Source organism: Pseudomonas sp. JL23, assembly GCF_056933585.1.
Genome location: NZ_CM167795.1, coordinates 6,463,999 through 6,476,725 on the forward strand (window position 1 = coordinate 6,463,999; position 12,727 = coordinate 6,476,725).

Sequence of the window (12,727 nt, forward strand, 5' to 3'; positions counted from 1 at the left end):
GGCAACTGTGGAGCCTCTGAGCCATGTGGGAGCCGCCTTGGTGGCGATAGCGGTCTCACTGACGCCATCGCCACCAAGGCGGCTCCCACAGTTCGAGTTCAGCCACACATTAAGGAGTATCGACGTGAACCAACTGAATCTGATCCCGGGCCAACTGACCCTGAGCCAACTGCGGGATATCTACCTCCAGCCCCTGACCCTGAAGCTGGACGGCAGCGCCGACCAACAGATTAAAGACAGCGTGGCCTGCGTCGAGCAGATCCTGGCCGAGAACCGCACCGCCTACGGCATCAACACCGGCTTCGGCCTGCTGGCATCGACCCGCATCGCCAGCGCCGACCTGGAGAACCTGCAACGCTCCCTGGTGCTGTCCCACGCCGCCGGTGTCGGCGTGCCGATCAGCGATGAGCTGGTGCGCCTGATCATGGTGCTCAAGGTCAACAGCCTGAGCCGCGGCTTCTCGGGGATTCGCCGGGTGGTGATCGACGCTCTGATCGCGCTGATCAATGCCCAGGTGTATCCGCACATTCCGCTCAAGGGTTCCGTGGGCGCTTCCGGCGACCTCGCGCCATTGGCGCACATGTCGCTGGTGCTGCTGGGTGAAGGCAAGGCTCGCCACAAGGGCGAATGGCTGAATGCCGTCGATGCCCTCACTGTGGCTGGTCTCAAGCCCCTGACCCTGGCGGCCAAGGAAGGACTGGCGCTGCTCAACGGCACCCAGGTCTCCACCGCCTACGCCCTGCGCGGCCTGTTCGAAGGCGAAGACCTGTTCGCCGCCGCGCTGTCCTGCGGCGCCCTGACTGTGGAAGCCGTGCTCGGCTCGCGCTCGCCATTCGATGCGCGCATCCATGCCGCCCGTGGCCAGCGCGGCCAGATCGATGCCGCCGCCTGCTATCGCGAGCTGCTGGGCGAGAGCAGCGAAGTCTCCGACTCTCACCGCGATTGCGACAAGGTTCAGGACCCCTACTCCCTGCGCTGCCAGCCGCAAGTCATGGGCGCCTGCCTGACCCAGTTGCGCCAGGCTGCTGAAGTGCTGTCGGTGGAAGCCAACGCGGTATCGGACAACCCACTGGTATTCGCCGCAGAAAACGAAGTGATCTCTGGCGGCAACTTCCACGCCGAACCCGTAGCCATGGCTGCCGACAACCTGGCCCTGGCCCTGGCGGAAATCGGTTCTCTGAGCGAACGCCGTATCTCGCTGATGATGGACAAGCACATGTCGCAACTGCCGCCATTCCTGGTAGCCAATGGCGGGGTCAACTCCGGCTTCATGATCGCCCAGGTTACGGCTGCGGCCCTGGCCAGTGAAAACAAGGCGCTGTCGCATCCGCACAGCGTCGACAGCCTGCCGACGTCGGCCAACCAGGAAGACCACGTCTCCATGGCCCCAGCTGCGGGTAAACGTCTGTGGGAAATGGCGGAAAACACTCGCGGTATTCTCGCCGTGGAATGGCTGGCAGCCTGCCAGGGCCTGGACCTGCGTAATGGCCTGAAGACCTCAGTCAAACTGGAAAAAGCCCGCACTAACCTGCGCGACAAGGTGGCGCACTATGACAAGGACCGCTTCTTTGCCCCGGATATTGAAGCGGCCAGTGAGCTGCTGTCTTCGGCGTGCCTGAATGAGCTGGTGCCGGCGGGTGTGTTGCCGAGCCTGTAATGACATCGTTGTGGGACCGGCTTTAGCCGGGAAGACCCAGGCAGGACCGATATATTTCTATCGTCTGTCATACCGCCTTCCCGGCTGAAGCCGGTCCCACAGTCCGATCCTGCCTGCATCCTGGAGCCTGCGAATGAAAACCCTCTGGCACAACTGTCACGCCGCAACCATGGCGCAGGGCACTTATTCGATCATCGAGAGCGCGGCCATCGTCACCTCGGGCACGCTGATCGAGTGGATCGGCCCGCAGTCGGAACTGACCACCACGGGCTTCGATCAGATCGTTGACCTGAACGGTGCCTGGGTCACGCCGGGGCTGATCGACTGCCACACTCACACGGTATTCGGCGGCAATCGCAGCGGCGAGTTCGAGCAGCGCCTGCAAGGCGTGAGCTATGCCGAGATCGCCGCTGCCGGTGGTGGTATTGCCAGCACCGTGCGCGCTACCCGCGCCGCCACTGAAGATCAATTGTTCGCCAGCGCCGAACGCCGCCTCAAGCAGTTGCTCAAGGACGGCGTGACCACGGTGGAGATGAAATCCGGCTACGGCCTGGACCTGGAAAACGAACGCAAGACCCTGCGCGTCATCCGCCGCCTGGGCGCAAGCCTGCCGGTCAGCGTGCGCGCCACCTGCCTGGCGGCCCACGCCCTGCCGCCGGAATACGCCAACCGTGCCGACGACTATATCCAGCATATCTGCGACGAAATGCTCCCGGCCCTGGCCGCCGAAGGGCTGGTCGATGCCGTGGATGCGTTCTGCGAGTACCTGGCGTTTTCCCCGGCCCAGGTCGAGAAGCTGTTTATTCGCGCCCATGAGCTGGGGCTGCCGGTGAAGCTGCACGCCGAACAGCTGTCGTCGCTGGCAGGGTCAAGCCTGGCAGCGCGCTATCAGGCGCTGTCGGCAGATCATCTGGAGTTCATGACCGAAGATGACGCCATCGCCATGGGCGCTGCCGGGACGGTCGCGGTGTTGCTGCCGGGGGCGTTTTACTTCCTCCGGGAAACCCAGCTGCCTCCCATGGATGCCCTGCGCAAACATGGCGTGAAGATTGCCATTTCCACCGACCTTAACCCCGGCACTTCGCCTGGCCTGTCTTTGCGCCTGATGCTGAACATGGCTTGCACCCTATTCCGCATGACGCCCGAAGAAGCCCTGGCTGGCGTCACCCTCCATGCAGCGCAGGCCTTGGGCATGGCGCACACTCATGGCTCGCTGGAAGCGGGCAAGGTCGCCGATTTCGTCGCCTGGAATATCGATCGGCCGGCCGATCTGGCCTACTGGCTGGGCGGTGATCTGGACAAGCGCATCGTCCGCCATGGCGTTGAATCACTGATTTAAGGAGAACCCTGTGGATAACGTTCTGACATTCCAGCGCGGCAGCGTGCCGCTGTTGATCAGCATGCCCCACCCCGGCCTGCGCCTGACCCCGGCGGTCGCGGACGGTCTGGTCGACGATGCCCTCGGTCTCTCGGATACCGACTGGCATATCCCCCAGCTCTACGACTTCGCCGCCGATATGGGTGCCAGCACCCTGGCCGCCGAGTACTCGCGCTTTGTCATCGACCTCAATCGCCCGTCCGACGACAAGCCACTGTATGCCGGAGCCACTACCGGGCTGTTCCCGTCGATCCTGTTCGATGGCGTCCCGCTGTTCAAGGAAGGCCAGGCACCGAGCGCCGAAGAGCGCGCCCGGTATCTGGCCGAGATCTGGACGCCGTACCACGACACCCTGCAACAGGAGCTGACGCGCCTGCGCGATGAGTTTGGCTATGCCCTGCTATTCGATGCCCACTCGATTCGCGGGCATATCCCACACCTGTTCGAAGGTCGCCTGCCCGACTTCAATCTCGGCACCTTCAACGGCGCCAGCTGCGACGCCGAACTGGCCCGCCGCCTGGAAGCCACCTGCGCCCAAGCCAGTGCCTACAGCCATGTGCTGAACGGGCGCTTCAAGGGCGGCCATATCACCCGCCACTACGGCGACCCGGCCAACCATATCCACGCCGTGCAACTGGAGCTGACGCAAAGCACCTACATGGAAGAGTTCGCCCCGTTCAACTACCGCCCGGACCTGGCCGCGCCAACTCGGGAGGTGCTGAAGAAGTTGCTGCAGACCTTTATTGCGTGGGGCCAGGAAAAATACCCTCGATAGCACCCGTGGAATCTGTGGGACCGGCTTTAGCCGGTCCCACAGGGTTCCCAAACGCCGTTACTTTTTCAACAACCGCAACCCGTTAAACACCACCAACAAACTCACGCCCATATCGGCAAACACCGCCATCCACATGGTCGCCGTGCCAGCAAAGGTCATCACCAGAAACACCACCTTGATCACCAACGCCAGAGTGATGTTCTGCATCAGCACTGCCGAGGTATCGCGGGACAGTCGGATAAACGCCGGAATTTTGCGAAGATCATCGTCCATCAGGGCGACATCGGCGGTTTCGATAGCCGTATCGGTGCCCGCCGCCGCCATGGCAAAACCAATCTCGGACCGAGCGAGTGCCGGTGCATCGTTGATGCCGTCACCCACCATGCCTACGCGATGCCCCTGGGCGTACAGCGCTTCGATGGCTTGCAGCTTGTCCGTCGGCAACAGATCGCCCTTGGCCTGATCGATACCCACCTGGGCGGCAATCGCATTGGCGGTGTGCGGGTTATCACCAGTAAGCATCAAGGTCTTGATACCCATGGCATGCAGCTGTTCGATGGCTTCGCGGCTGCTGTCCTTGACCGTATCGGCCACGGCAAACAGCGCCAACGGACCCGACGCATCCAGCAACAACACCACGGTCTTGCCCTGACGCTCGAGCACGTCCAGACGCGCTTCCAGCTCCAGTGAACACAGCTTCAGCTCTTCCACCAGGCGATGGTTGCCCAGGTGATAGGTCACGCCGTCGATATCGCCACGCACGCCACGACCGGTCAGCGCTTCGAAGTTGGCGACTTCATGGGCCACCTCGCCTTCGTTGGCCTTGGCAATCGCCAGAGACACCGGGTGATCGGAACGCCCACCCAGGCTTGCCGCCAACGCCGCCGCTTGCTCGGCAAAGGCCGGGTTGAGCACGACGAAATCGGTCTGCACCGGTTTGCCGTGGGTGATGGTGCCGGTCTTGTCCAGCGCCAGGTAGTCGAGCTTGCGACCCATCTCCAGATACACGCCGCCCTTGATCAGTATGCCTTTGCGCGCCGCAGCCGCCAGGCCGCTGACGATACTCACAGGCGTGGAAATCACCAGAGCACAAGGGCAGGCCACCACCAGCAGCACCAGCGCCCGGTAGATCCAGTCAAACCAGGCGGCGCCCATGAACAGCGGCGGAATCAGCGCCATGGCCAGGGCAATCAGGAACACCGCCGGGGTGTAGATCCGCGAGAAGCTGTCGACAAAGCGCTGGGTCGGCGCCCGCGCGCCTTGCGCAGCTTCCACCGCATGAATGATCCGCGCCAGGGTCGACTGGCTGGCCGCCGCCGTCACCTTGTACTCAAGGGAGCCGGACTGGTTGATGGTCCCGGCGAATACCTTGTCGCCCACGCCTTTCTCTACCGGCAGGCTTTCCCCGGTGATCGGTGCCTGATCGATAGTCGAATGACCTTCGACCACCTCACCATCGAGACCGACGCGCTCACCGGGCTTAATCCGCACGATCGCACCCAGTTCGATACTTTTAACTTCACGTTCCAACCAGTTGCCGTCAGCCTGACGAACTGTTGCCAGTTCCGGCGCCAATTGCATCAGGCCACTGATAGCATTGCGTGCTCGGTCCAGGGACTTGGCTTCGATCAGCTCGGCAACGGTAAACAGGAACATCACCATGGCTGCTTCCGGCCATTGCCCGATCAGCACGGCGCCGGTGACGGCGATGCTCATCAGGGCATTGATATTCAGATTGAAGTTTTTCAGGGCTATCCAGCCCTTTTTATAGGTGCTCAGACCGCCACTGAGGATCGCCACCAAGGCAACCAGTGCCACGATCCAGTTAGGTGCCAGCTGGGTGAAATGAATCACCTCCGCAGACACGGCAGCCACACCCGACAACGCCAATGGCCACCAGTGCTTACTAACCGGCGCAGGCGCATCGGGCGCATCTACGCCCTCCTCCAGCAGATCGGCCTGCATACCCAGGGTGCCGATGGCCTCACTGATCACCGTCGGCGACGGCAGTTCGTGCCAGACGCCCAGCATACGGTTGATCAGATTGAATTCGAGCTTCTGCACGCCCGCCATCTTGCCGAGCTTGTTCTGGATCAGCGTCTGCTCGGTAGGGCAATCCATCGCTTCGATACGGAAACGGCTGAACTGCGCGCCAGCCACCGGCTCGCTCAAGATCACAGTCGCTGGCGCAGCTTCAGGCGCGCAGCAGCTATGAGCGTGGGAGCTACATGCCTTTACCGGCGTGAGCTTGCCGTGATCGTGATCGTGACCGGCGTGATCATGCGTTGAATGTGTATGTGCCTTGTGTTCCATGAACGGACCCCTTGACTTGCTTGGGGTCAAGTGAACACCCTGTAGCCACTTCAGGGTCAAGCACTCAAACGAGATTGATGCTTATGAAAATTGGTGAACTGGCAAAACTGACCGACGCCCAGGTAGAAACCATCCGCTATTACGAGCGAGAAGGCCTGCTCCCGACCCCAGCGCGCAGCGAAGGCAATTACCGGCTGTACACCCAGGCCCACGTCGAGCGCCTGACTTTTATCCGCAACTGTCGCAGCCTGGACATGACCCTGGATGAGATCCGCAGCCTGCTCAACCTGCGCGACAGCCCCCAGGATCAATGCGAGAGCATCAATGCGCTGATCGACGAGCATATCGAACACGTCAACGCCCGCATCACCAGCCTGCAAGCCTTGCAGCAACAGCTGCTCGACCTGCGCGAGCGTTGCGGCGACGCGGCGGATCATTGCGGGATTCTGGATCGGCTGGAAGCCAGCGGCGGGGTGAGCGCCCCCGAAGGCGAGCCTTCACATGTGGGGCGTAGTCACGGGCATTGAGGGGATCTCGTGGGAGCCGGTTGCCGGATGTAGGAGCCGCCCTGGTGGCGATCGAGTGCGAAGCGCTCGTATACGTCGGCGACTGACCCGACGCAATCGCCAGCAAGCCGGCTCCCACGAAATTTCATTTCAATGCAGATTTTTACTGTGTGTCCGATAAATTCGCGCAGCGCTTATACAGCCATCGGTGCCGTCATCGGCGCATGGTGCTCGTAGCCTTCCAGACTGAAGTCCGAAGGTTCGATCAGCTCCAGCCACTCCGGCTGATACACGCCAGTCTTGGCGAACTCCGGTACACGATCGGAAATCACCAGCTTCGGCGACGGGAACGGCTCGCGCTTGAGCTGTTCGTTGAGCATATCCAGATGGTTCTCGTAGATATGCGCATCGCCGATGAAGTAGGTGAACCAGCGCGGCGTGTAGCCGGTCAGGCGGCCGATCAGGCTGAGCAGCGCAGCGCCTTCGGTAAGGTTGAACGGCGTGCCCAAGCCCAGATCGTTGGAGCGGATGTACAGCGTCAACGAAATTTCTTTGGTCTGCGGGTTCGGGTGAAACTGATAGAGCAGATGGCATGGCGGCAGGGCCATTTCATCGAGCTGCGCGCAGTTCCAGCCGTGGAACAGGATCCGGCGGCTGCCCGGGTCCTTGATGATAGTGTCCACGCACTGGCGAATCTGGTCGATGGCCTTGTACAGCACCACGTAGGCCTGGCCGTCTTCCTCGGACTGGGCAATCTGCTGGTAGCCCTGGCTGATGGCCCGTTCAATCGCCGCCGGGTTGCTGGTGTCGATGCGCTTGTAGGCGGGCCACTTGCGCCATTGCACGCCGTAGATCTCGCCCAGGTCGTCCTCGCCCTTGCGGAACGGGTTGTCCAGCCACTGGGCGTTTTCGTTGGCGTTCTGATCCCAGACCTTGCAGCCCAGCGCGCGGAAGTCTGCCGCGCTGTTGTTGCCGCGCAGAAAGCCGACCATCTCACCGATCGCCGACTTGAACGCCAGCTTGCGCGTGGTGATGGCCGGGAAGCCGTCCTGCAAGTCGTAGCGCAGCATGGCGCCGGGGAAGCTGATGGTGTTCACCCCGGTGCGGTTGGTCTGCACGGAGCCGTGCTTGATCACATGGGCGACCAGTTCCAGATATTGCTTCATAAATCACCTGCATCGAAGAACGCGCCGGGTAGCCTACCCGGCGCTTCGCTGTTAGACCGCTGCCTTTTGACCGGCGGCAGGCGCGCGATGATAGGCCAGCCAGATCAGTACCGCACCGCCAATGATCATCGGCAGGCTGAGAATCTGACCCATGGTGACCCAGCCCCAGGCCAGGTAACCCAGTTGGGCATCCGGTACACGGACGAATTCGACGATGAACCGGAAGATCCCGTAGAACATCGCGAACATGCCGGACACCGCCATGGTTGGCCGTGGTTTGCGCGAGAACAGCCAGAGAATCACGAACAGCGCCACCCCTTCCAGAGCGAACTGGTAGAGCTGCGACGGATGGCGCGGCAGTTGCGCCGGGTCGCTGAAGGGCGGGAAGACCATGGCCCATGGCACGTCGCTCGGCTTGCCCCACAACTCGGCGTTGATGAAGTTGCCGATACGCCCGGCACCCAGACCGATCGGCACCATTGGCGCGATGAAATCCATCAGCTCGAAGAACGACTTGCCGTTGCGCTTGCCGAACCACCAGGCCGCCAGCATCACACCGACAAAACCACCGTGGAAGGCCATGCCACCCTTCCAGACCTGGAAGATCAGCGTCGGGTTGGCGAGGTACACCGGCAGATCGTAGAACAGCACGTAGCCCAGACGGCCACCGACAATCACGCCCATGGCCAGCCAGAAGATCAGGTCGGAGAGTTTTTCCTTGGTCCAGGTCGGATCGAAGCGGTTGAGCCGCCGCGACGCCAGCAGCCATGCACCGCCGATACCGACCAGGTACATCAGGCCGTACCAGTGAATTTGCAGCGGGCCAATGGCGACCGCGACGGGATCAATCTGCGGGTAAGGCAGCATTGCGACTCCTCATGTGAAGCGCCCGAAGGCACCTAAAGCAGAAAATTGAGACCCACGCAGAACAGCAGCGCGGCGAACAGCCGTTTCAGCAGGCGCGGCGACAGCTTGTGTGCCAGGCGAGCGCCGAAACGGGCGAAAAACATACTGGTCAGGGCAATGCCGAGCAGTGCCGGCAAATAAACGAAACCCAAACTATGCGGGGGCAACAAAGGATCATGCCAGCCCAGAATCATGAAACTTAATGTACTTGCCACGGCGATGGGAAAGCCACAGGCCGCCGAGGTTGCTACCGCCTGTTGCATGCTCAGGCTGCGCCAGGTCAGGAACGGCACGGTCAGCGAGCCGCCGCCGATGCCGAAAATCGCCGAGGCCCAGCCGATCACCAGCCCCGCCAGGGTCAGGCCGGGCTTGCCGGGAATCTCACGGCGCGCCTTGGGCCTGAGGTCCAGGGCCATCTGCGCCGAGACCAGCAGGGCAAACACACCGATGATCTTCTGCAGGTGCGGCCCGGCAATATAACTGGCCGTCAGGGTGCCCAGGCCACTGCCCAACACGATGCCAACGGTCAGCCAGGCAAACACCGCCCAGCGCACCGCACCGACACTGTGATGGGCGCGCACCGAATTGATCGAGGTGAAGACTATTGTCGCAAGCGACGTGCCGACGGCCAGGTGGGTCAGGACTTCAGCGTCAAAACCCTGCGCGGTAAAGCTGAACACCAGCACCGGCACGATAATGATCCCGCCGCCCACGCCAAACAGCCCGGCCAGCACGCCAGCAAAGCCGCCCAGCACCAGATAGAGCAGAAATTCCATGAAGGTCCCCGAAATCAGTCCGGCATGTTACCGGAGCAGCGGCCTCTGCTCTAGCAGCGCGCGATGGATGTCTGTGAACAGGGTGCGTAGAGTGGGGAAAAACGTAGAAAATCGAGGAGCCTGCATGTGCCTTATCGTTTTTGCCTGGCGACCGTCCCATTCCCAGCCCCTGATCGTCGCGGCCAACCGTGATGAGTTCTATGCGCGCCCGACCCAGCCTCTGGCGCAATGGATCGATGCCCCGCAGGTGTATGCCGGACGCGATCTGGAAGCCGGTGGCACTTGGCTGGGCCTGGGCGGTGACGGACGCTTTGCCGCGCTGACCAATATTCGCAACCCCGGCCAGCCTCTGGGGCGACGCTCCCGGGGCGACCTGGTGGCGCAGTTTCTTACCGGCGGGCAGCCAGTGGCGGAATTTCTCCTGGAAGTGGCCGGGCGCGCCAGTGAATACGGCGGCTTCAATCTGCTGGTGGGCACTGCCGACACCCTGCATTACCTCAATGCCAGCGATCCCCTGCCCCGGCAGCTCAGCGAAGGCGTTTATGGGCTGTCCAATGCCGGCCTCGATACACCCTGGCCCAAGCTGCTCAAAGCCCGCAGCGCTCTGGTTTCACAGCTCAATGACCCGCAGCCCGAAGCCTTGCTGGCCATGCTCGGCGACCACCAACAGGCGCCCATCGCCGAACTGCCCGACACCGGCGTCGGCCTGGCCACGGAAACCCTGCTTTCGAGTGTGTTTATCGCCAGCCCCAACTACGGGACTCGCGCCAGTACGGTGGTGATCGTCAATGCCGACGGCAGCCGACGGATCATCGAGCACAGTTTCGGGCCGTATGGCGGGCGATTGGGGGAGGTAGAGCTGAACATCTAAAGGCGGGCAGAGAACACTGTGGGACCGGCTTTAGCCGGGAAAGCATCTTCCCGGCTAAAGCCGGTTCCACAGAATGTTACCCATCCAGACAGATCAGTGCCCCTTGACCGAAGCCGGGTTGATCATCCGCGACAGACCCAGATTGCGCAGGGCCAGTTGCAGCGAGCTGCTGATGACCTGCGGGTTGTCGTTGGTCATCAACTGGGCCAGCAGTTCCTTGGCCTTGCTCAGGTTGATCTGGCGCAGCATCCACTTCACCTTAGGCAGGTTGGTGGCGTTCATCGACAGGCTGTCGAAGCCCATGGCCATCAGCAGCACCGCCGCCGCCGGATCACCGGCCATTTCGCCGCAGATACTCACCGGTTTGCCTTCGGCGTGAGCATCGCGCACAACGTTCTGCAAGGCTTGCAGCACGGCCGGGTGCAGATAGTCATAAAGGTCGGCGACCCGTGGGTTATTGCGGTCCACGGCCAGTAAATATTGGGTCAGGTCGTTGGATCCGACCGACAGGAAGTCCACCTGGCGCGCCAGATCACGGGTCTGATAGACCGCTGCTGGCACTTCGATCATCACCCCGACCGGCGGCATCGGCACATCGGTGCCTTCGTCGCGCACTTCACCCCAGGCACGGTGGATCAGGTGCAGGGCCTCTTCCACTTCGTGGGTGCTGGAAATCATCGGCAGCAGGATGCGCAGGTTGTTCAGGCCTTCGCTGGCCTTGAGCATGGCCCGGGTCTGCACCAGGAAAATTTCCGGGTGGTCGAGGGTCACACGGATACCGCGCCAACCGAGGAACGGGTTGTCTTCCTTGATCGGGAAGTACGACAGCGCCTTGTCACCGCCAATATCAAGGCTGCGCATGGTCACCGGCAGTGGATGGAAGGCGGCCAGTTGCTCGCGATAGATCGCCAACTGTTCCTTTTCGCTCGGAAAGCGCTGGTTGATCATGAACGGGACTTCGGTGCGATACAGGCCGACACCCTCGGCGCCGCGCTGTTGCGCCCGGGCGATATCCGCCAACAAGCCGGTGTTGACCCAGAGCGGCATGCGGTGGCCGTCGAGGGTCACGCACGGCAGTTCGCGCAGGGCGTCGAGGCCCTGGGACAGTTGCCGCTCTTCCTCGACCACATTAGCGAACTGCTTGCGCATGGCATCGCTGGGGTTGGTGAAGACTTCCCCGTGATAGCCATCGACGATCATTTCGATGCCGTCGACCTTGGAATACGGCAGGTCCACCGCACCCATGACCGTTGGAATGCCCATGGCCCGAGCCAGAATCGCTACGTGGGAGTTACCGGAACCCAGCACCGAAACCAGACCGGCCAGCTTGCCTTCCGGTACTTCGCCGAGCATGGCCGGCGACAGCTCTTCACTGACCAGAATGGTGTTATCGGGGTAGACCAGTGTCTGCTGCCGGGCTTCCTGCAGATAAGCCAGCAGGCGGCGGCCCAGGTCCTTGACGTCGGAGGCTCGCTCGCGCAGGTAGGCGTCGTCCATCAGTTCGAAGCGGTTGACGTGCTCGGTGACCACCGAACGCAGCGCACCCTGGGCCCACTGGCCGGTCTTGATGACATTGGTCACTTCGCTGCCCAGGGAGGCATCGTCGAGCATCATCAGATAAACGTCGAATAACGCGCGCTCTTCAGGACGCAATTGCGTGGCAAGCTTTGCCGACAGGGTACGCATGTCGTTGCGCACCCCTTCCAGGGCGTTCTGGAACAGCGCAAGCTCCGCATCGATATCGGTAACGAACTTGTCCGGCACCACCTCAAGGTCAGCAGGCGGCAGCATGACCAGGGCCACCCCGACAGCAGCACCGGGCGAACCGGCGACACCGACGAACTTGGCTTCCTGAATACCCTTGCCCTGACGCCCCAGGCCACGGATCGAACCGGTGGCTTCGGCGTGGGCGATAACCCCGGCCAACTGGGCGCTCATAGTCACCAGGAAGGCTTCTTCGCCCTCGTCGAACTGGCGACGCTCTTTCTGCTGGATGACCAGAACCCCCACCACGCGACGGTGGTGGATGATCGGCGCACCGAGGAAGGACGCGAAACGCTCCTCGCCGGTCTCGGCAAAGTAGCGATAACGCGGGTGATCAGCGGCGTTTTCCAGGTTCAGCGGTTCTTCGCGGGTGCCAACCAGGCCAACCAGGCCCTCGTTCGGCGCCATGCTGACCTTGCCGATGGAGCGCTTGTTCAGGCCCTCGGTGGCCATCAGCACGAAGCGATTGCTTTCGGGGTCGAGCAAATAGACCGAGCAGACCTGGCTGCCCATGGCCTCTCTGACGCGTAACACAATAATCCCCAACGCCGCCTTGAGATCCTTGGCGGAGTTAACTTCCTGGACGATCTTGCGCAGCGTATTGAGCATGGCTCG

The 12,727-nt window shown here is 62.1% G+C and carries 10 protein-coding genes; 5 read left to right on the plus strand and 5 right to left on the minus strand.

Features of this window, described 5'->3' with window-relative positions:
- The first annotated feature begins 124 nt into the window (after window positions 1-124).
- From hutH to hutG, 3 genes are all read left to right on the plus strand, one after another.
- Entirely contained in the window at window positions 125-1,657 is a 1,533-nt protein-coding gene (hutH, locus tag AC1Z24_RS29535; protein WP_483743799.1) for a histidine ammonia-lyase, read from the plus strand.
- A 133-nt stretch (window positions 1,658-1,790) separates the two neighbouring features.
- Window positions 1,791-2,996, plus strand: coding sequence for an imidazolonepropionase (hutI, locus tag AC1Z24_RS29540; RefSeq protein WP_483743800.1), 1,206 nt, complete (start codon window positions 1,791-1,793; stop codon window positions 2,994-2,996).
- 10 nt (window positions 2,997-3,006) lie between these two features.
- Window positions 3,007-3,810, plus strand: coding sequence for an N-formylglutamate deformylase (hutG, locus tag AC1Z24_RS29545; protein ID WP_483743801.1), 804 nt, complete (start codon window positions 3,007-3,009; stop codon window positions 3,808-3,810).
- Between the two features lie 57 nt (window positions 3,811-3,867).
- On the opposite strand, the gene AC1Z24_RS29550 is transcribed toward hutG, so the two are convergent.
- Window positions 3,868-6,123 (minus strand): heavy metal translocating P-type ATPase, encoded by a 2,256-nt coding sequence (locus AC1Z24_RS29550; RefSeq protein ID WP_483743802.1) that lies wholly within the window; start codon window positions 6,121-6,123, stop codon window positions 3,868-3,870.
- A gap of 83 nt (window positions 6,124-6,206) precedes the next feature.
- Between AC1Z24_RS29550 and cadR the strand changes: the two genes are divergently transcribed.
- Window positions 6,207-6,650 carry a Cd(II)/Pb(II)-responsive transcriptional regulator gene (cadR, locus tag AC1Z24_RS29555; RefSeq protein ID WP_483743803.1) on the plus strand — a complete coding sequence of 148 codons (444 nt, stop codon included), beginning with the start codon at window positions 6,207-6,209 and terminating at the stop codon, window positions 6,648-6,650.
- 173 nt (window positions 6,651-6,823) lie between these two features.
- Here the strand turns inward: cadR and AC1Z24_RS29560 are convergent, their stop codons facing one another.
- From AC1Z24_RS29560 to AC1Z24_RS29570, 3 genes are read right to left on the minus strand one after another with little or no spacing between them, the layout of a single operon-like run.
- Window positions 6,824-7,795, minus strand: coding sequence for a thymidylate synthase (locus AC1Z24_RS29560; RefSeq protein ID WP_483743804.1), 972 nt, complete (start codon window positions 7,793-7,795; stop codon window positions 6,824-6,826).
- Window positions 7,796-7,846: 51 nt separating this feature from the next.
- Entirely contained in the window at window positions 7,847-8,662 is an 816-nt protein-coding gene (gene lgt, locus AC1Z24_RS29565; protein ID WP_483743805.1) for a prolipoprotein diacylglyceryl transferase, read from the minus strand.
- A gap of 32 nt (window positions 8,663-8,694) precedes the next feature.
- Window positions 8,695-9,477 carry a sulfite exporter TauE/SafE family protein gene (locus AC1Z24_RS29570; RefSeq protein ID WP_483743806.1) on the minus strand — a complete coding sequence of 261 codons (783 nt, stop codon included), beginning with the start codon at window positions 9,475-9,477 and terminating at the stop codon, window positions 8,695-8,697.
- Between the two features lie 124 nt (window positions 9,478-9,601).
- On the opposite strand from AC1Z24_RS29570, the gene AC1Z24_RS29575 reads away from it, so the two are divergent.
- Window positions 9,602-10,348, plus strand: coding sequence for an NRDE family protein (locus AC1Z24_RS29575; protein WP_483743807.1), 747 nt, complete (start codon window positions 9,602-9,604; stop codon window positions 10,346-10,348).
- A 93-nt stretch (window positions 10,349-10,441) separates the two neighbouring features.
- Here the strand turns inward: AC1Z24_RS29575 and ptsP are convergent, their stop codons facing one another.
- Complete coding sequence (gene ptsP, locus AC1Z24_RS29580) at window positions 10,442-12,721, minus strand: phosphoenolpyruvate--protein phosphotransferase (RefSeq protein WP_483743808.1); 2,280 nt, start codon at window positions 12,719-12,721, stop codon at window positions 10,442-10,444.
- Window positions 12,722-12,727 lie beyond the last annotated feature (6 nt).

What these genes read in the sequence shown, in the direction of transcription:
- hutI (WP_483743800.1), top strand. Translation starts at nt 1,791, where the DNA reads ATGAAAACCCTCTGGCACAACTGTCACGCCGCAACCATGGCGCAGGGC.
- AC1Z24_RS29550 (WP_483743802.1), bottom strand. Translation starts at nt 6,123, where the DNA reads ATGGAACACAAGGCACATACACATTCAACGCATGATCACGCCGGTCAC.
- cadR (WP_483743803.1), top strand. Translation starts at nt 6,207, where the DNA reads ATGAAAATTGGTGAACTGGCAAAACTGACCGACGCCCAGGTAGAAACC.
- AC1Z24_RS29560 (WP_483743804.1), bottom strand. Translation starts at nt 7,795, where the DNA reads ATGAAGCAATATCTGGAACTGGTCGCCCATGTGATCAAGCACGGCTCC.
- lgt (WP_483743805.1), bottom strand. Translation starts at nt 8,662, where the DNA reads ATGCTGCCTTACCCGCAGATTGATCCCGTCGCGGTCGCCATTGGCCCG.
- AC1Z24_RS29570 (WP_483743806.1), bottom strand. Translation starts at nt 9,477, where the DNA reads ATGGAATTTCTGCTCTATCTGGTGCTGGGCGGCTTTGCTGGCGTGCTG.
- AC1Z24_RS29575 (WP_483743807.1), top strand. Translation starts at nt 9,602, where the DNA reads ATGTGCCTTATCGTTTTTGCCTGGCGACCGTCCCATTCCCAGCCCCTG.
- ptsP (WP_483743808.1), bottom strand. Translation starts at nt 12,721, where the DNA reads ATGCTCAATACGCTGCGCAAGATCGTCCAGGAAGTTAACTCCGCCAAG.